This window comes from Kitasatospora sp. NPDC056783, assembly GCF_042789895.1.
GTDB lineage: Bacteria > Actinomycetota > Actinomycetes > Streptomycetales > Streptomycetaceae > Kitasatospora.
Window position 1 is genome coordinate 65572 of record NZ_JBHUAF010000004.1, and the last position, 16952, is coordinate 82523.

Sequence of the window (16952 nt, forward strand, 5' to 3'; positions counted from 1 at the left end):
GAGTCCCCGGGCCCGCCGGGAGTCCCCAGGGGCCCCACCGGGCGCCCTCGGGGACGCCCGGGCGTCCTCCCGGATGGCTGGGGATCGCTGGGAGCCCGCTGGGAGTTCGGCCAACGAAGCGCCACGAAGCGGCCAAGGCGCCGACGGAGGGTGTGCCATCCGTCCGGAATGCCCGTATTCGGCCGGTCAGTATTCTCCCAGCCCGCGCCCAGGGCCACGCAAGAGCTCCCAGGGAAGCTGTCCGGCATGAAGGTGCTCCCACGGCGGCGAGGCGCCGTCCTCGTCAACTCCGCGCTCGGCGTGGCCCTGCTGGGCGGCGCCGCCCTGGTGTACGCCACGGTCAGCGGCAGTTCCGGCCCCGCTTCCGCCAAACCCGCGGCCCGTACCGCGACGGTCTCCAAGGGCACGGTCCTGGCCACCGTGTCCGGAACCGGCACCCTGGTCTCACCGACCGACGCGGCCCAGGACTTCACCACCGGCGGCCGGCTCACCGAGGTCAAGGTCGCGGTCGGGGACGCCGTGAAGAAGGGCCAGGTGCTCGCCACCGTCGACACCACGGCGGCCCAACAGCAGGTGGACGCGGCCCAGGCGGCCCTCACCGCGGCCCAGGCCAACCTCACCAAGGCCCAGGCCGGGGTCACCACCACGACCACCGAACCGCTGCCGGGGGCGACCGCCACCGCCGCCGGCAGCGGTGGCGGTCGCGGGGCGGGCGGGAGCAGTACGCCCGCCCCGCAGACCACCACCGTCACCACCACCAAGATCGACGACGCGGCCGTGGCCCAGGCCCAGCAGCAGGTCAGCACCGCGCAGACCAATCTCGCCAACGCCCGGACGGCGCTGGCCGGGACCACCCTGACCGCCTCGGTGGACGGCACCGTCGCCTCGATCGCCGGCAAGGTCGGCGACACCGTCGGGGCGACCGCCGCTTCCTCCTCGTCCACCAAGTCGGCCGGCACCGCCGCGAGTTCGACGTCCGCCCCGAGCGGCTTCCTCGTGCTCACCAACCCGACCGGGATGCAGGTCACCGCGAACTTCTCCGAACTCGACTCGCTCAAGCTGAAGAAGGGCGAGGCGGCCACCGTCACCCTGAACGCCCAGTCCGACACCAAGCTCAACGCGACCGTGCTGTCGGTCAGTTCGCTTCCCAGCGGCACCGGCTCCGGCGGCAGCGCGGGCTCCGCCGCCGTCCAGTACGCGGCCACGCTGCAACTGAGCGGCGACACCGGCGCGCTGCGCACCGGCCTCAGCGCCACCGTCCAGGTGATCACCGGCGAGGCCGACAGCGCGCTCTCGCTGCCCACCTCCGCGCTCTCCGGCACCGGTGCGAGCCGCACCGCGACGCTGGTGCGGCCGGACGGCGCCTCCGAGCGGGTCACCGTCGGCGTCGGCGTCGAGGGCGACAGCACGGTGCAGGTGGTCTCCGGGCTGAAGGAGGGCGACAAGGTCGAACTCCCCACCACCAGCGGGGGGAACGGCTTCCCGAACGCCTCCTTCCCGGGCCTCGGCCGGGGCGGTGGGGGCGCGGGCGGGGGCGCGGGCGTCTTCCCGGGCGCCGGCACCGGCGGTGGGGGCAACGGTGGTGGCGGCACCGGCGGGGCCGGCCGGGGCGGCAGGGGCTGAGAGCGGTCATGCGTCACGTCATCGACAACCGCGTCCCGGCGCATCCCGTCCCGGTGATCCGGATCCGCCGGCTCACCAAGTCCTACGGGCACGGCGACGCCACCGTGCACGCCCTGCGCGGTCCGTCGGACCCGCACGGCGGTGAGCCGCAGGGCGTCAGCCTGGACATCGAACAGGGCGACTACGTCGCCGTGATGGGCAGCTCCGGCTCCGGCAAGTCCACCCTGATGAACATCCTCGGCTGCCTGGACGTCCCGACCTCCGGCCGCTACCTGCTGGACGGCACCGACGTCGGCCACCTCGACGAGCAGCAGCTCGCACTGGTGCGCAACCGCAAGATCGGCTTCGTCTTCCAGTCCTTCAACCTGGTGCCCCGCACCACCGCCCTCGCCCAGGTCGAGCTGCCGCTCGCCTACGCGGGCGTCCGGACCGCCGAACGGCGCCGCCGGGCGATGGCCGCGCTGTCGCTCGTCGGGCTGGGCGAACGGTCCGGCCACAAGCCCAATGAGCTCTCCGGCGGCCAGCAACAGCGCGTGGCGGTCGCCCGGGCACTGGTCACGGCGCCCGCGATGCTGCTCGCCGACGAGCCGACCGGCAACCTCGACAGCCGCTCGACGGAGGAGGTGCTCGCCCTGATCGACGGGCTCAACGCCACCGGCCGCACGGTCGTGCTCATCACCCACGAGGACGAGGTCGCCCGGCACGCCAAGCGGGTGCTGCGCCTGGTCGACGGGCAGATCGTGGGAGACCTCCGGCAGGCGCCGGTCGAGGGCCCGCCGCCCTTCCTCCACGGGGCGGGGGTGCCGGCGTGATGCTCTGGCAGACGCTCCGCTTCGCGGTCGGCGGCCTGGCCGCCAACAAGGTGCGCTCGGCGCTCACCATGCTCGGCGTGCTGATCGGCGTGGCCTCGGTGATCCTGCTGCTGGCGGTCGGCAACGGCTCGTCGGTCGCGGTCAAGGAATCGATCACCTCGCTCGGCACCAACTCGCTGACGGTCAGCTCCGGTTCGGCGAACGGCGGCTCCCGCGCCACCTCCTCGGTGAAGAAGCTCACGGTGGCCGACGCCAAGGCACTGGCGAGCGATTCGGACTCGGCCGCGATCAAGTCGGTCGCCCCGGTGGTCACCACCAGCGGCACGGCGCTGTACGGGAACATCTCGTACAGTCCGGGCTCGGTCGTCGGCACGTACCCCTCGTACTTCGAGACCGCCAACCAGAAGGTCGCGCACGGCGAGTACTTCACCGACGACGACGTGCTCGCCTCGCGCAAGGTCGCGGTGCTCGGCGCGACGACGGCCAAGCAGCTGTTCGACGGCGAGGACCCGGTCGGCAAGCCGATCGTCCTGGGCGGCACGCCGTTCACCGTGGTCGGGGTGCTCCAGGCCAAGGGCGGCAGCGGCTTCACAGACCCGGACGACGTGGTGATCGCCCCGCTGCCGACGGTGCAGAACGCCTTCACCGGCTTCGGCTCGGTCAACCAGATCCTGGTCCAGGCCTCGTCGGCGGACACCACCACCCAGGCCCAGTCCGAGATCACCCGCGTCCTGCTCGGCACCCACGCGATCGCCGACCCGGCCAAGGCGGACTTCCGGATCACCAGCCAGTCCTCGCTGCTCACGGCGAGGGAGAGCACGACGAAGACCTTCACCGTGCTGCTCGGCGCGGTGGCGGCGATCTCGCTGCTGGTCGGCGGGATCGGGATCACCAACATCATGCTGGTGACGGTCACCGAGCGGACCCGCGAGATCGGCATCCGCAAGGCGCTCGGCGCACCGCGCGCCGTCATCCTCGGGCAGTTCCTCACCGAGTCGACGCTGCTGTCGGTGATCGGCGCCGGGCTGGGAGTCGCGGCCGGGATCGCCGGCTCGCACGTCAGCATCGTCGGCATCAAGCCGGTGGTGATCCCCGAATCGGTGCTCGGCGCCTTCGCCATCGCCGTCGCCATCGGGCTGTTCTTCGGCAGCTACCCCGCCAACCGGGCCGCCTCGCTGCGGCCGATCGACGCCCTCCGGCACGAGTAGGACTCCACAGATGAGCCAAGAGATCGCCACGGTCGAGGCCGGCACCCCGGCCGAACAGCTCGCCCTCCTCGCGACCCCGCCGGACGGGCGCGACGTGAGCGCCGAACTGGCCGCGCCGCCACGGCGGAAGCTGCCCTGGCTCAGCCTGGTGCTGGCGGGCGGCGTGATCGCCACGGGGGCGTTCGCGGGCGGGGCCTGGTTCCAGCGGAACCAGGGGACGCCGTCGGGTGGCGGGAAGTCCTCTTCCGCAACCCGGCCGGCCGCCGCGGCGGGGGGTTACGGGCAGAGCGGCTCCGGTCAGGGTGGCTTCGGGCAGGGCGGCTCCCGGCGTGGTGGCCAGGGCCAGGCGCAGGGCCAGGCACCGGGACAGGCGCAGGGCCAGGGCGGCTTCGCCCGGGGCACGGTCAAGGCCGTCGACGGCAACACCGTCTACCTGACCGACTCCAACGGCAACACCATCAAGGTCACCACCGGCGACGCGACGAAGGTCCAGCTCAACAAGGAGGGCAAGGTCGCGGACCTCCAGCCCGGCCAGAGCGTGACCGTCGTCGGCACCCCGGACGCCGACGGTGGCTACGCCGCCAGTCAATTGGTCGAGGGCGGCGCCGGGTTCGGTGCCGGGCCCGGTGCCGGAGCCCCCAGGAACCCGTCCGGCGGCTGACCCGGAGCCGACGGACGACCGTGAGGCCCTCGCCCCTGTAGTCGGGCGGCGAGGGCCTTCGCGCGTGCTCGGCTCACTGGTTCCACACCGCTTCCCGGTCCAGGTCCCGGAGCAGGTGGAGGAGGTTGACGAGGGTGCTGACGGGCGCGTTGCCGAAGTCGACCAGGAGGCGGCCGTCGCGGTCGGCCCCACCGGCGGCGGCGGAGTCCCAGAGGAGCCCGTACCGGAGGCCGCGCCGGTGCAGTTCGCCGAGCAGGGCGGTGAGGTGCGAGGAGGTGTAGTCCCGCATCCGGGGGTCGTCGGGCGAGATGGGCTCGCGGCTCACGCGGGGCGGTCCAGCTCGTACCGGACCGTCTTGCCCCAGGCGTTGACGATCGATTCGCCACGGGCGGGTTCGGCGTCGACGACGGTCTCGGAGTCCCGCTCCGCGTGGGTCGGGGCGTCCCGGAGGGACTGGCGCGGGAGGGCGATCGAGGGGATGTCGCGGGTGCGCACGGGAACCTCCGGGAGGCTGTGGGGTGAAGTGGGGAGGGGGGCGACAGGCTCCTGATGACCTGAATTCATGAGATACTGACAATCACTGACGATCCGTCGGATCAATCCGGAAATGACGATAACGCGAGCCGCCACAGATTTGTGGCGAGGTGCGGAAAGTTCACCCGGACGTGGCTGTCACCCCGAGGCAGACTGGCTCAATGGCACTTCGATCGAACCCGACCCTTCGTCAGCTGAGGTTGGGCGCCGAGCTGCGCAGGATGCGGGAGCAGGCCGGTCTCGGCGGCAGCCGGCTCGCCCGCGCGCTGGGCATCAATCCCGCCCACGTGACCCAGATGGAGAGCGGCAGGACCGGCATCAGCGTCGAACGCCTGCGCACGATCGCCGCGTTGTGCATGTGCGTCAACGAACCCCTGATCGACGCGTTGGCGGACATCATCACGGACCGCGACAAGGGCGGCTGGTGGGAGGAGTACCGCGGGCGCCTCTCCCAGCATTTCCTGGAGATGGCCGAGATCGAGGCTCATGCCCACGGGCTCTCGACCTACACCATGGCCTTCATTCCCGGGCTGCTCCAGACGGCTGCCTACGCCTCCGCGGTCTTCGCCCGGGGCTACCCGCAACTCCCGCGGCACGAGGTCGATCTGAGGGCCGCCTTCCGTCTGCGGCGACAGCACGTGGTCCGCTCCGGCGAGACCCCGTACTCGGCGTACATCCATGAGGCGGCGCTGCGCATGCAGTTCAGTGGGCCCGGAGTCCAGGCCGAGCAACTCGGCAGCCTCCTCCGGGATTCCGAGCGGTCGGCCATCTCGATCAGGGTCGTGCTGTTCGACACGGACACGCTCCCGGTCAACCACGAGAACTTCACGTACGTGGAAGGCCCTCTTCCCGAGCTCGACACGGCGCAGACGGATTCAGGTCTCGACAGCGTGCTCTTCGACGCGCCCGCTCATCTCGCCCAGTTCCGTTCCCTGCTCGAACGGATCGGTTCGGCGGCTCTTTCGGAGGATGGGTCTCGGGAGTTCATCCAGTCCATCAAGAACGATATGGAAAGCAAAAATGCGTAACTCAGCCTGGCAGAAGTCAAGTTACTCGGCTGCGAACTCCGAATGCGTCGAGGTGCGCGCGGCCGGCGGTGTGATCGAATTCCGCGAGTCCGACGAGGGCGACGTCATCGTCCGCACGACCGCCCCGACCTTCACCGCCCTTCTCCAGGGCGCGAAGGCCGGCGACTTCGACCACCTGACCACGGCCTAGGCCGGTCTCGCCGGGCAGGGCCTGGCGAGCCGTTCCGGCGGCCCCTCGCCTCTCGCGGGGGGCCGCCGTCCCGTCGGTTCTCGGGTCAGCGGGTGTCCGGGCAGGGGAAGTCCGGGTCCATCGCGTGCAGGAGCCGCGCGGAGATCTCGCCCAACTGCCGGAGCTGTTCCGGCTCCAGGACGTCCACGACGAGTGACCGCACGTTGTTCACGTGGCCGGGAGCGGCCTCGACCACCTGACGGTGCCCGTCCTCGGTGAGGACGGCGTTGGTGTAGCGGCCGTCGTCCGGGCAGGGTTCGCGGCGCAGGTAGCCGCGCTTCTCCAGGCGGGTGACCACGTGGGACAGCCGGGACAGCGAGCCGTTGGCGAGGACGGCGAGCATGCTCATCCGCATCGTGCGCTCCGGCGCCTCGGAGAGGCCGGCCAGCACGAGGTACTCGAAGTTGGTCAGGCCCGCGTCCTGCTGGAGCTGGGCGTTGAGAGCGCCCGGCAGCTTGATGAGCAGCGCGCTGAAGGCCTTCCAGGCGTCCAGCTCGGATTCGTCCAGCCAGCGGGGCTCACCGTTGTCCATGCCGATGACCCTAACGCATGACTTGACGGTTCAAGTCATGCCCTCTTAGGTTGAAGCTTCAACTCATCCTGCTTCGATCGGATCCCCGTGAACACTTTCCTCTGGGTCGTCGCCGGCCTGCTGGCCGCCCTGTTCCTCGCCGCGGGCGCCGGAAAAGCGCTCCAGTCCAAGGAGAAGGTGATCGCCACGACGGGCCCCTGGGCGGAGGACTTCTCGCCCGCCGCGATCAAGGGAATCGGGCTGGTCGAGGTCCTCGGCGCGATCGGACTCGTGCTGCCCGCCGCCGTGAACATCGCCGCCGGCCTGGTCCCCGTCGCCGCCACCGGGCTCGCCCTGACCATGGTGGGCGCGCTGATCGTCCACGGCCGCCGGGGCGAGACCAAGAGCATCGTGCCGAACACCCTCCTGCTGGTGCTGTCCGTCGTGGTGGCCTGGGGCCGGTTCGGGCCCTACTCGTTCTGAGGCCGCGACCTCCGAAAGGGACATGACGGGGTTCGGCGCGGCCTGATAGGGATCACCGGGTGACGCACCCCTTCCTGGAGACCGAGCGCCTCGTCCTCCGTCCCTTCACCACGGCCGACGCCGACGACCTGTTCGCGCTGGACGACGACCCCGAGGTCATGCGCTTCATCAACGGCGGCGAGCCGGCCGACCGCGACGCCATCCTGACCTCGACCCTGCCCCGGCTCCTCCACGACCACCCCTGCTCGGGCACCCGGGGCTTCTGGGCGGCCGAGGAGAAGGCCACCGGCACCTTCCTGGGCTGGTTCGAACTCCGCCCGCTCGACGACCACGACCCCACCGTGGTCGAACTCGGCTACCGGCTGAACCGGGCGGCCTGGGGCAAGGGCTATGCCACGGAAGGCTCAAGGGCCCTGATCGACAGGGGGTTCACCGACCTCGGCGTCGAGCGGGTCACCGCGAACACCATGGCGGTGAACACGCGATCCCGGCGCGTGATGGAGAAGTCGGGGCTGTCCTTCCTCCGGAGCTACGTCGGGGACTGGCCGGACCCGATCCCGGGGTCGGAGCACGGCGAAGTCGAGTACGAGCTGCTCAAGACGACCTGGGAGCGGTGACCGAGCGCGGGAGGCCGGCCCCGCCCGACTTCCCGCGCGGGGCCGCGGCTATTCGGCCAGCTCGGCCGACCACGGGTGGCCGGGGTGGATGCGCTCCAGCCACCCGCGAAGGGCGGCCCGCCTCGAACTCCCCAGCAGCGGCAGCGCGTTGGCGAAATCGTCCCGGTCCTTGGGCCGTGCCTCCTTCGCCTTGAACAGCAGCACCAACTCCGGTGCCAGGTAGGGGATTCCTTCAGCCGTCCGCTCGGTGATCGCCTGGTACGGCAGCCGCAGCGACTCGTCCCGCCGGCAGATCCAGGTCCCGCCGTCGTGCGGCTCGCGGAAGACGTCGAGCAGGAACCGGCCGCTCGCCCGGTCCCGCATCCAGGTCTGGTGGGTGGCCGCCAGGGCCTCGGGGCCCGGCGCCGGCCAGACCCGCCCCGAACCGACCGCGTCGAACTCGTACTCGGGGAAGCGGTCCCGGATCTCCGGGAACCCCGCCGCGGGCACCGCGATCTCCAGGTCACCGTGCGCCCGAGACTGCCGCCCGAGGAACAGATCGAGCGCCCACCCGGCCGCCACGCACCAGGTCGTGGTCACCCCGGCCAGCCGCTCCGCGACCCGCTCCGGCCGCCACGCCCCCGCCCACCGGGCTTCCAGCTCGTCCGCCTCGAACACGACGCCGCCGGGCGGCAGGTACTCGGTCATCCCGACAAGGTACGTGCCGCCCGAGCCGAACCCCAAGGGGCCGGTTCCGGGCACCCGGCGGCGGCACCCGGCCGGCCCGGGAGACCGGACCCGGCGTACAGGCCGACCGCTCCGAGACATGCGGGCACGCGGGCGGAAAACGGGGCGACGCGAGGGATCTTGATCCCTTACGGTGATCACGCCCAGGGCGGCCGTCTACCGCCCGTCGACGTGGCGCGACCAACGCGTCCGCACCCCGGGGAGTCGCCGCCATGACGCGGACCCTTGTCTCAGAACTCCATGCGCGCCTCGGCGAGACGGTCACCGTCTTCGGCTGGGTGAACACGCTTCGCCTCCAGCGGCGCATCCAGTTCGTCCTGATCCGGGACCACACCGGTCTGGTGCAGGTCACCCATCCGCGCGGCGGGGAGGGCGACGCCATCGAGGCCGCCTTCGACGGCGTGACGGTCGAGTCCGCCGTGAAGATCACCGGCCGGGTGGTCGCAAGCCCGCAGGTCAAGCTCGGGGGGCTGGAGATCGTCCCGTCCCGGGTGGAGGTCGTCTCGCCGGCCGAGCCGAGGCTGCCGATCGACGAGAGGACCGGCATCGACCAGCGGCTGGACTGGCGGTTCCTCGACATCCGGCGCCCCTCCCAGCACCTGGTCTTCGAGGTCCAGACCACCGTCGAGCGGGCGATGCGCGAGGTGGCGGCCGAGGAGGGCTTCACCGAGCTGCACACGCCGAAGCTGATGGGCACGGCCTCCGAGTCGGGCGCCGAGGTGTTCGAGGTCGGCTACTTCGGCCGTACCGCCTATCTGGCCCAATCCCCGCAGTTCTACAAGCAGATGGCCATCGCGGGCGGCATCGACCGGGTCTTCGAGATCGGGCCGGTGTTCCGGGCCGAGCCGTCGTTCACCTCCCGGCACGCCACCGAGTTCACCGGGGTCGACGCCGAGATCGCCTGGATCGACGGGGTCGAGGACGTGATGGCCTTCGAGGAGCGGATGCTGCGTCGCGTCCTGGCCGCCGTGGACGCGCGGCACGGTACGGCGATCGCCGAGCACCTCGGTACCCGGGTCGTCGTCCCGGAGCTGCCGTTCCCGCGGATCACGATGGCCGACGCGCTGGCCAGGCTGCGTGCCACCGGCTGGGACCCGGAGGGCGTCAGGGACGACCTGGACCCGGAGGGCGAGCGGGCGCTGAGTGGGCTGATCGCCGAGGAGACCGGGCACGAGTTCGTCTTCGTCACCCGCTTCCCGGCCGCCGTGCGGCCGTTCTACCACCTGCGGCCCGAGGACGACCCGACCGTCACCGAGTCCTTCGACCTGTTGTGGAAGGGCGTGGAGATCACCACCGGCGCCCAACGCGAGCACCGGTACGACCGACTCGTCGCCCAGGCCCGGGAGAAGGGCATGGACACCGGGCCGCTGTCCGGGTACCTCGACTGTTTCCGCTACGGCACCCCGCCGCACGGCGGTCTCGGTCTGGGGCTCGGCCGGCTGCTGATGCTCGCCCTCGGCCTTTCCTCGATCCGCGAGGCGACCTTCCTCTTCCGGGGGCCGCACCGCCTCGAACCGTAGAACGGGACGGAAGACGCGGAAGGGCCGTGCCCGAGGAGATCCGTTCCTCGGGCACGGCCCTCTTCCGTGACGTTCCGTCAGCTGCGGCGGAGCGCCTCGGTGAGCCGGTTGGCGGCCTCGATGATGGCCTGGGCGTGCAGGCGGCCCGGGTGGCGGGTGAGCCGTTCGATGGGGCCGGAGACGGAGACGGCGGCCACCACGCGGTTGGAGGGCCCGCGCACGGGGGCGGAGACGGACGCGACGCCCGGCTCCCGCTCGCCGATGGACTGGGCCCAGCCGCGGCGGCGGACGCCGCTGAGGGCGGTGGCGGTGAAACGGGCGCCCTGGAGGCCTCGGTGGAGGCGCTCGGGCTCTTCCCAGGCCAGCAGGACCTGGGCGGCGGAGCCGGCCTTCATGGGCAGGGTGCTGCCGACGGGGACGGTGTCGCGCAGGCCGGAGAGTCGTTCGGCCGCGGCGACGCAGATGCGCATCTCGCCCTGCCGGCGGTAGAGCTGTGCGCTCTCGCCGGTGACGTCCCGCAGATGGGTGAGGACGGGGCCCGCGGTGGCGAGCAGTCGGTCCTCGCCGGCTGCGGCGGAGAGTTCGGACAGGCGCGGGCCGAGGATGAAGCGGCCCTGCATGTCGCGGGTGACCAGACGGTGGTGTTCGAGTGCGACGGCGAGTCGGTGGGCGGTGGGCCGCGCCAGACCGGTGGCGGCGACCAGCCCCGCCAGTGTGGCGGGGCCCGACTCCAGTGCGCTGAGCACCAGAGCGGCCTTGTCGAGAACGCCGACGCCGCTAGTGTTGTCCATAGCATGATATTGCAGTCTCAGTTGGCGAGACGCAAGTCGGTTTCGGTGTCCGCCATCCTCTCAGATGCCCGCAAAGCGCCTCTTCCGGGACTTGTCGTCTCATCTGCTGGACGTGCCGGAGGGCGTGCCGCGGCCGGAGGGAAGCGGAAAACGGCGAGGGCCGGCGGGAAAGCCGAAACGGTGTCGCGAACGGGTGTCGGGAATGGTGCCGCGAGCGGTGCCGGAAATGGTGCCGGGAAACGAAAAAGCCCCTGCCGTGTCACTGTCGGACACGGCAGGGGCCGTAAGAAGAATTCGGCGGCGTCCTACTCTCCCACAGGGTCCCCCCTGCAGTACCATCGGCGCTGAAAGGCTTAGCTTCCGGGTTCGGAATGGAGCCGGGCGTTTCCCTCTCGCTATGACCACCGAAATGATCGGGCCGGGCAATTGCTCGAAAGCATTGCCTTCGCCTCGTCGTAAATCATAGCAGGAGCAAAAACGGGAGGAAAAACCGGAGGCATTCGGCCGGGCCCCCGCGCTAGGCTGCGGGCCCCGTCGCGGTGCCGGCGCGCGTGCCGGTGCGACGGTTCCACGGTTGCTCCCGAGAGGACGGTGTCCGGTTCCATGCGCTGGTCCCAGCTGTACGTGCCCACCCTCCGGGAGGACCCGGCGGACGCCGACGCGGTGAGCCACCGCCTGCTGGTGCGGGGAGGGTACGTCCGGCAGCTCATGGCCGGCCACTACTCCCTGCTGCCGCTGGCCGTCCGCGTCCGCGCCCGGATCATGGACGTCATCCGCGAGGAGATGACCGCGATCGGCGCTCAGGAGTTCGTGCTGCCCGCACTGCACCCGGCGGAGATCTGGCGGCGCAGCGGCCGCTGGGAGGCGATGGGCGAGGAGATGTTCCGGCTCAGCGACCGCAAGGGCGCGGACCTGGCGCTCGGCATGACGCACGAGGAGATCTTCACCGTCCTGTCGCAGGAACTGCGGTCCTACCGGGACCTGCCGCAGCGCTGGTTCCAGTTCCAGACCAAGTTCCGGGACGAGGCCCGTCCGAAGAGCGGCCTGCTGCGGGTGCGCGAGTTCACCATGAAGGACTCGTACAGCTTCGACGTCGACCAGGCCGGGCTCGACCGTTCCTTCGACCTGCACCGAGCGGCCTACGAGCGGATCTTCGCCCGGCTCGGGCTGCCCGTGATCGCCGTGCGGGCGTCCAGCGGCAGCATGGGCGGCAGCGCCTCGGTGGAGTTCATGAGCCCGTCGGCGGCGGGCGAGGACCTGGTGGTCCGCTGTCCGGGCTGCGGCTACGCGGCGAACACCGAGAAGGCGACGTCCGCGCTGCCCGCCGTGGCCGACGGCCCGGGCCCGGACGCTCCGGAGCGGTTCGACACCCCCGAGGCGCGCACCATCGACGAACTGGCCCGGCTGCACGGCGTACCGGCCGAGCGACAGGTCAAGACGCTGGTGTACGTGGTCGACGAGGAGCTGACCCTGGTCCTGCTGCGCGGCGACCACGGTCTGGTCGAGCAGAAGCTCGTCGACACCCTGGCCGCCACCGCCGTACGGCCGGCGACCGCCGAGGAGATCAGGGCGGCGCTCGGCGCCTCCCCGGGCAGCCTGGGCGCGGTCGGCGTCACCGGGCTGCCGGTCCTCGCGGACGAGGCGCTGCGCGGCCGGACGGACCTGACCACCGGAGCCAACACCGACGGCGTGCACCTGCGCGGGGTGTCCGTCGAGCGGGACCTCGCGGTGCGGCGGTGGGCCGACCTGCGCGAGGTCGCGGCAGGCGAGGCCTGCCCGGAGTGCGGCACGCCGCTGGAGGTGGTGGTCACCATCGAGGTCGGCCACATCTTCAAGCTGGGCCGCACGTACACCGAGCGCCTGGGCGTCTCGGTGCTCGGCCCGGACGGCGAGCGGGTCGTCCCGGTCATGGGCAGCTACGGGATCGGCGTGGAGCGGGTGCTGGCGGCGATCGTGGAGGCGCACCACGACGACAAGGGCATCGTCTGGCCGTCCGCCGTCGCCCCGTTCGAGGCGGCGGTCGTCGTCCTCGGTGGCGACGAGCGGGTGCGGGAGGCCGCCGAGGCGCTCTACCGGCAGTTGCGCGGGGAGCGGGTCGACGCGCTGCTGGACGACCGGGACGAGCGGCCCGGGGTGAAGTTCCGCGACGTCGAGCTGATCGGCGTCCCCTTCCGGATCACCGTCGGCGCCCGAGGGCTGGCCGAGGGCACGGTGGAGGTCACCGTCCGGGCCACCGGCGAGACCCGGACGGTGCCCGTGGGCGAGGCGGTGGACCACGTCCGCGAGCTGCTGACGGCCGGGGGCTGACCCGCCGGGGCGTTCCGCGGCCACGGCGGGGGATCGCCTCCGGCCCGGGTGGCGTGAAACCATACGTGAAACCAGGCGCGTGAGGCGCGAGTGCGGCACGTCACGTCGAGCACGCTCCCCGTCCGTCGTGTTCACGCCCGTGCGCACACCATCGAGCCCACCCCAGCCCGCCGGTCGCCCCAAAACCGACCGATAAGGTGTTAATCCAACATTCATCCATGTCGCGTAGCCTCCGGGGGCTAGCCTCATGCTGAACGTCATCGTCCGACCAGGAGGCGAAAGCCCCGTGCAAGGCACTGTCACCACACCAGGCGGCTCCACGGTGGCCGGGGGCCAGGGCGAAGCGTTCCTGCTCGTCGTGGACGACGAACCCAACATCCGCGAACTGCTCTCCGCCTCGCTGCGCTTCTCCGGCTTCCGCGTCGCCTCCGCCGCCAGCGGCACCGAGGCGCTCGAACTGGTCGCCGCCGAGCGCCCCGACCTGGTCGTGCTCGACGTGATGCTCCCCGACCTCGACGGCTTCACCGTCGTCGAGAAGCTGCGCGAGCGCACCAGCCGCGGACAGATAGCCGGACCGGCGCACGGGCACCCCGGCGACCACCTGCCGGTGCTCTTCCTCACCGCCAAGGACGGCGTCGGCGACAAGGTGCAGGGCCTGGCGGCCGGCGCGGACGACTACGTCACCAAGCCGTTCAGCCTCGAAGAGCTGATCGCCCGGATCCGCGCCATCCTGCGCCGGGCCGGCGGCCCCGCCGAGGACGGCCGGCTGGTCGTCGCCGACCTCAGCCTCGACCCGGTCGCCCACGAGGTCACCCGGGGCGGCACCCTGGTCTCGCTCTCCCCGACCGAGTTCAAGCTGCTGCACTACCTGATGGCCAACGTCGGCCGGGTGGTCTCCAAGTCGCAGATCCTCGACCACGTCTGGGCCTACGACTTCGGCGGGGACCTCTCCATCGTCGAGTCGTACATCTCCTACCTGCGCCGCAAGCTCGACTCCGGCCCGGCGCACGGCCCCAAGCTGATCCACACCGTGCGCGGCATCGGCTACGCGCTGCGCCGCCCCCCGCAGGGCTGACCGGACCAGGACCCGTGTTCGCCCGGTTCTCCTCCCGGCTGTCGCTGCGCGCCCGGCTGCTGGTGCTCGCGCTCGTCCTGGTCACCACCGGGCTCGTGGTCAGCGACACCTTCGTGCTCGGCACCGTCCGCAACCAGCTGGTGCAGCAGCTGGACGAGCAGCTCCAGCGGTACGGGCTGCCGCTCTCCCGCAAGCCCCCGAGCCAGCTGACCGCCCCCGCCGCCGGCCGGCCCGCCGCCGGCCGGAAGGTCAGCCTGCCCAGCCAGTACCTGGTGCAGTACCTCTCCTCGGACGGCAAGGTCCAGGCGTCGATGCGCCAGCCGGTCTCGGACAGCGACCCGGCGCCCCAGCTGGCCGGACTGGACCCGACCAGCACCGCCCCCGACGTCCCCTTCGACCTGCCCGACCAACGCGGTCACCACAGCTGGCGGGTGCTGGTGCTGCCGCTCCAGCCGCCCCGCGGCCAGGCCGCCGGCTCCAGCGCGTACGCCGCCCCGGCCGTCACCCCGACCTACGTCATGGTCGCCGTCTCCCGGGAGGACATCGACGCCACCCTCGGCAAGCTGAGCACCTCCTTCCTGGCCATCGGCGGCGGCGTGCTGCTCCTGATCGCCGGGCTCGGCTTCTTCGCCGTCCGGGCCGGACTGCGGCCGCTGCGCCGGATCGAGGAGGGCGCCGAACGGATCGCGGCCGGCGAGCTGTCGCACCGGATGCCGGAGCTCTCCCCGGGCACCGAGGTCGGCCGGCTGTCGGTCGCGCTCAACGGGATGCTCACCCAGATCGAGGCGGCCTTCGCGGCCAGCGCCGAGTCCGAGGCCCGGATGCGGCGCTTCGTCGCCGACGCCTCGCACGAACTGCGCACCCCGCTGGCCGGCATCCGCGGCTTCGCCGAGCTGTACCGGATGGGCGCGCTGCCCACCGAGGCGGACGTCAAGCGGACCATGACCCGGATCGAGAGCGAGGCCGACCGGATGGGCGCCCTGGTCGAGGACCTCCTGGTGCTCGCCCGGCTCGACGAGGAACGCCCGCTCGACCTCGCCCCGATGGACCTGCGCACCCTCGCCGCCGACGCGCTGCACGACCTCACCGCCCTCGACCCGAGCCGCCCGGTCTCGCTCACCGGCCCCTCCGGCACCGGCGCGCCCGGCGCGGCGCCCGTCGTCGGCGACGAGGCGCGGCTGCGGCAGGTGGTCACCAACCTGGTCGGCAACGCGGTCAAGCACACCCCGTCCGGCACCCCGGTCCGGATCGGGGTGGGCCCCGGCCCCGGCGGCGTCTGCCGGCTGGAGGTCGCCGACTCCGGCCCGGGCCTCACCGAGGAGCAGGCCCAGCGGGTCTTCGACCGCTTCTTCCGGGTCGACGCCTCCCGCAGCCGCGACAACGGCGGCGGCGCCGGCCTCGGCCTGGCCATCGCCACCGCCCTCACCCGCGCCCACGGCGGCACCCTCACCCTCCACACCGCCCCCGGCGAGGGCGCCACCTTCCGCGTCGAGCTCCCGCGCCAGCGCTGACCGGTTCGTCCGGATTCCGGGAATCCGGGTGTTCGGAGCGTTCTCTTCCGGCGCTTTGTCGACTCGTCAATTCGCAGGCGGACCAGGAAGGTTGCGTGCGCGATCTTTGCCGGGAACCGGAATGGAGCGTCAAGAATGCGTATGCCTATGATCGGCTCCGTGCCTGGCCGCCGGAAACATTCGGGGCCACGGCTCTCGCATTCTTTCCGACCCGAAAGGGGTCATCGTGAATCTCCGCCGTTCACTGGTTTCGGCCGTTCTCGTCGCCGCCGTCGTCTCGCCCGCCGCCGTGTTCTCCGCGGCGCCCGCCTTCGCGGAGTCGGCTCCGAAGGCGGCGCAGAGCCGGAACGAGAGCGGCTCGATCGCCGAGCTGGAGCGCGCCGCCGCCGACGCGGCCAAGGCGTACGAGGCCGCCGTCGCCAACGAGGCCAAGGTGCAGGCCGAGGTCACCGCGTTCCTCGACGACTCGCAGCCCTACCTGGGCAAGCTCCAGGCGGCCAAGGCCGCCGCGGTGAAGGCCGCCGCGGCCAAGGCGGCCGCCACCAAGGAGGCCGAGGAGGCGGCCGCGGCGTACGCCTCCGCCAGTGACGAGGACCGGCCCAAGGTCAAGGAGCGGATGCTCAAGGCGTTCGACGCGGCCAACGCTGCCACCGCTGCGGACGAGAAGGCCAAGGCCGCCGTGACCGCCGCGGGGAAGGCCCTGGACGACGCCCGGGTCGAGGCGTTCCGGAAGCTGGACAGGGCGCAGAAGGCCACCAAGGCCGCCGCCACCGCCCAGGCCGCCGCGGACAAGGCGCTCGCCGACGCCAAGGCGGCGGCCGCCGAGAAGCCCGCCGAGAAGCCCGCCGAGAAGCCCGCCGACCAGCCTGCCGGGAAGCCCGCCGACAAGCCCGCCGCCGTCACCCCGGCCTCGGTCACCACCAAAACCACCACCACCACTACGAACACCACCCGGGCCACCACCGGCTCGGCCACCGAACTCGCCGAGACCGGATCCAATCCGGCCACCCCGTACCTCGCCCTGGGCTCCGGCCTGGCCATCAGCCTCGGCGCCGCCGCCCTCTACGTCTCGCGCCGCAAGCCGGCCGCCCGCAACACCGCCTGACCCACCGCCTGATCCACCTCCTGATCAGCCCCGAACCGCAGGACAGGCCGCTCCGGCCCGCCTGCGGTTCCGTCGTTCCCGGCCCCGAGGGTTCCTCGTCCGAGTGGCCGCCCTAGTACTCCAGCCGCACTTCGTGATCAGGTGGCGAGTCTGCGCTGGTAGTGGCTGTGGCGGGCTCGTCCCTGGTGCGTCCGGCGCCATATCGACCAGT

The 16952-nt window shown here is 72.0% G+C and carries 18 protein-coding genes and 1 rRNA gene; 13 read left to right on the forward strand and 6 right to left on the reverse strand.

Going from position 1 to position 16952, the window contains the following annotated elements:
• Positions 1–246: 246 nt before the first annotated feature.
• Genes ACFRMQ_RS01840 through ACFRMQ_RS01855 form a run of 4 tightly spaced genes read left to right on the forward strand, consistent with a single transcriptional unit; the run spans position 247 to position 4304 of the window.
• Positions 247–1623: an efflux RND transporter periplasmic adaptor subunit gene (locus tag ACFRMQ_RS01840; RefSeq protein ID WP_380725790.1), complete on the forward strand. Its 1377-nt coding sequence runs from the start codon at positions 247–249 to the stop codon at positions 1621–1623.
• 8 nt (positions 1624–1631) lie between these two features.
• Positions 1632–2435: an ABC transporter ATP-binding protein gene (locus ACFRMQ_RS01845; RefSeq protein WP_380725792.1), complete on the forward strand. Its 804-nt coding sequence runs from the start codon at positions 1632–1634 to the stop codon at positions 2433–2435.
• Positions 2435–3643: an ABC transporter permease gene (locus ACFRMQ_RS01850; RefSeq protein WP_380725794.1), complete on the forward strand. Its 1209-nt coding sequence runs from the start codon at positions 2435–2437 to the stop codon at positions 3641–3643. The genes ACFRMQ_RS01845 and ACFRMQ_RS01850 overlap by 1 nt, the downstream gene beginning before the upstream one ends.
• A 10-nt stretch (positions 3644–3653) precedes the next feature.
• Positions 3654–4304, forward strand: coding sequence for a DUF5666 domain-containing protein (locus ACFRMQ_RS01855; RefSeq protein WP_380725796.1), 651 nt, complete (start codon positions 3654–3656; stop codon positions 4302–4304).
• Positions 4305–4377: 73 nt separating this feature from the next.
• Here ACFRMQ_RS01855 and ACFRMQ_RS01860 read toward each other — a convergent pair whose 3' ends face one another.
• Together ACFRMQ_RS01860 and ACFRMQ_RS01865 are read right to left on the reverse strand one after the other, a co-directional pair.
• On the reverse strand, positions 4378–4629 hold the full coding sequence (locus tag ACFRMQ_RS01860; protein WP_380725798.1) for a hypothetical protein: 252 nt from the start codon (positions 4627–4629) through the stop codon (positions 4378–4380).
• Entirely contained in the window at positions 4626–4799 is a 174-nt protein-coding gene (locus ACFRMQ_RS01865; protein ID WP_380725800.1) for a hypothetical protein, read from the reverse strand. Before ACFRMQ_RS01865 ends, ACFRMQ_RS01860 begins: the two co-directional genes overlap by 4 nt.
• A gap of 200 nt (positions 4800–4999) precedes the next feature.
• On the opposite strand from ACFRMQ_RS01865, the gene ACFRMQ_RS01870 reads away from it, so the two are divergent.
• Complete coding sequence (locus ACFRMQ_RS01870) at positions 5000–5866, forward strand: helix-turn-helix domain-containing protein (RefSeq protein WP_380725802.1); 867 nt, start codon at positions 5000–5002, stop codon at positions 5864–5866.
• Entirely contained in the window at positions 5859–6056 is a 198-nt protein-coding gene (locus tag ACFRMQ_RS01875; RefSeq protein WP_380725804.1) for a DUF397 domain-containing protein, read from the forward strand. Before ACFRMQ_RS01870 ends, ACFRMQ_RS01875 begins: the two co-directional genes overlap by 8 nt.
• An 85-nt stretch (positions 6057–6141) precedes the next feature.
• Here ACFRMQ_RS01875 and ACFRMQ_RS01880 read toward each other — a convergent pair whose 3' ends face one another.
• Positions 6142–6627, reverse strand: a complete 486-nt coding sequence (locus ACFRMQ_RS01880) for a MarR family winged helix-turn-helix transcriptional regulator (protein ID WP_380725806.1) — start codon at positions 6625–6627, stop codon at positions 6142–6144.
• An 87-nt stretch (positions 6628–6714) separates the two neighbouring features.
• Between ACFRMQ_RS01880 and ACFRMQ_RS01885 the strand changes: the two genes are divergently transcribed.
• Together ACFRMQ_RS01885 and ACFRMQ_RS01890 are read left to right on the forward strand one after the other, a co-directional pair.
• Positions 6715–7089, forward strand: a complete 375-nt coding sequence (locus ACFRMQ_RS01885; protein WP_380725808.1) for a DoxX family protein — start codon at positions 6715–6717, stop codon at positions 7087–7089.
• Between the two features lie 59 nt (positions 7090–7148).
• The gene (locus ACFRMQ_RS01890; RefSeq protein ID WP_380725810.1) at positions 7149–7706 is read left to right on the forward strand and encodes a GNAT family N-acetyltransferase; all 558 of its coding nucleotides are present in this window, start codon (positions 7149–7151) and stop codon (positions 7704–7706) included.
• A 48-nt stretch (positions 7707–7754) separates the two neighbouring features.
• On the opposite strand, the gene ACFRMQ_RS01895 is transcribed toward ACFRMQ_RS01890, so the two are convergent.
• Positions 7755–8393, reverse strand: coding sequence for a nucleotidyltransferase domain-containing protein (locus ACFRMQ_RS01895; protein ID WP_380725812.1), 639 nt, complete (start codon positions 8391–8393; stop codon positions 7755–7757).
• 251 nt (positions 8394–8644) lie between these two features.
• On the opposite strand from ACFRMQ_RS01895, the gene aspS reads away from it, so the two are divergent.
• Positions 8645–9952, forward strand: a complete 1308-nt coding sequence (aspS, locus tag ACFRMQ_RS01900) for an aspartate--tRNA(Asn) ligase (protein WP_380725814.1) — start codon at positions 8645–8647, stop codon at positions 9950–9952.
• A gap of 77 nt (positions 9953–10029) precedes the next feature.
• Here aspS and ACFRMQ_RS01905 read toward each other — a convergent pair whose 3' ends face one another.
• Entirely contained in the window at positions 10030–10743 is a 714-nt protein-coding gene (locus ACFRMQ_RS01905; RefSeq protein ID WP_030246527.1) for an IclR family transcriptional regulator, read from the reverse strand.
• 292 nt (positions 10744–11035) lie between these two features.
• Positions 11036–11152, reverse strand: a 5S ribosomal RNA gene (gene rrf / locus ACFRMQ_RS01910).
• 194 nt (positions 11153–11346) lie between these two features.
• On the opposite strand from rrf, the gene ACFRMQ_RS01915 reads away from it, so the two are divergent.
• From ACFRMQ_RS01915 to ACFRMQ_RS01930, 4 genes are all read left to right on the forward strand, one after another.
• On the forward strand, positions 11347–13050 hold the full coding sequence (locus tag ACFRMQ_RS01915) for a proline--tRNA ligase (RefSeq protein ID WP_380725816.1): 1704 nt from the start codon (positions 11347–11349) through the stop codon (positions 13048–13050).
• Between the two features lie 286 nt (positions 13051–13336).
• On the forward strand, positions 13337–14125 hold the full coding sequence (locus tag ACFRMQ_RS01920) for a response regulator transcription factor (RefSeq protein WP_380725818.1): 789 nt from the start codon (positions 13337–13339) through the stop codon (positions 14123–14125).
• A 14-nt stretch (positions 14126–14139) separates the two neighbouring features.
• Positions 14140–15636, forward strand: a complete 1497-nt coding sequence (locus ACFRMQ_RS01925) for a sensor histidine kinase (protein ID WP_380725820.1) — start codon at positions 14140–14142, stop codon at positions 15634–15636.
• A gap of 226 nt (positions 15637–15862) precedes the next feature.
• Positions 15863–16741, forward strand: a complete 879-nt coding sequence (locus ACFRMQ_RS01930) for an LAETG motif-containing sortase-dependent surface protein (RefSeq protein WP_380725822.1) — start codon at positions 15863–15865, stop codon at positions 16739–16741.
• Positions 16742–16952: the final 211 nt, after the last annotated feature.

Excerpts from the sequence above, each read along its gene's own strand:
- ACFRMQ_RS01840 (WP_380725790.1), top strand. The coding sequence starts at position 247 with ATGAAGGTGCTCCCACGGCGGCGAGGCGCCGTCCTCGTCAACTCCGCG.
- ACFRMQ_RS01845 (WP_380725792.1), top strand. The coding sequence starts at position 1,632 with ATGCGTCACGTCATCGACAACCGCGTCCCGGCGCATCCCGTCCCGGTG.
- ACFRMQ_RS01850 (WP_380725794.1), top strand. The coding sequence starts at position 2,435 with ATGCTCTGGCAGACGCTCCGCTTCGCGGTCGGCGGCCTGGCCGCCAAC.
- ACFRMQ_RS01855 (WP_380725796.1), top strand. The coding sequence starts at position 3,654 with ATGAGCCAAGAGATCGCCACGGTCGAGGCCGGCACCCCGGCCGAACAG.
- ACFRMQ_RS01870 (WP_380725802.1), top strand. The coding sequence starts at position 5,000 with ATGGCACTTCGATCGAACCCGACCCTTCGTCAGCTGAGGTTGGGCGCC.
- ACFRMQ_RS01875 (WP_380725804.1), top strand. The coding sequence starts at position 5,859 with ATGCGTAACTCAGCCTGGCAGAAGTCAAGTTACTCGGCTGCGAACTCC.
- ACFRMQ_RS01880 (WP_380725806.1), bottom strand. The coding sequence starts at position 6,627 with ATGGACAACGGTGAGCCCCGCTGGCTGGACGAATCCGAGCTGGACGCC.
- ACFRMQ_RS01895 (WP_380725812.1), bottom strand. The coding sequence starts at position 8,393 with ATGACCGAGTACCTGCCGCCCGGCGGCGTCGTGTTCGAGGCGGACGAG.
- aspS (WP_380725814.1), top strand. The coding sequence starts at position 8,645 with ATGACGCGGACCCTTGTCTCAGAACTCCATGCGCGCCTCGGCGAGACG.
- ACFRMQ_RS01905 (WP_030246527.1), bottom strand. The coding sequence starts at position 10,743 with ATGGACAACACTAGCGGCGTCGGCGTTCTCGACAAGGCCGCTCTGGTG.
- ACFRMQ_RS01915 (WP_380725816.1), top strand. The coding sequence starts at position 11,347 with ATGCGCTGGTCCCAGCTGTACGTGCCCACCCTCCGGGAGGACCCGGCG.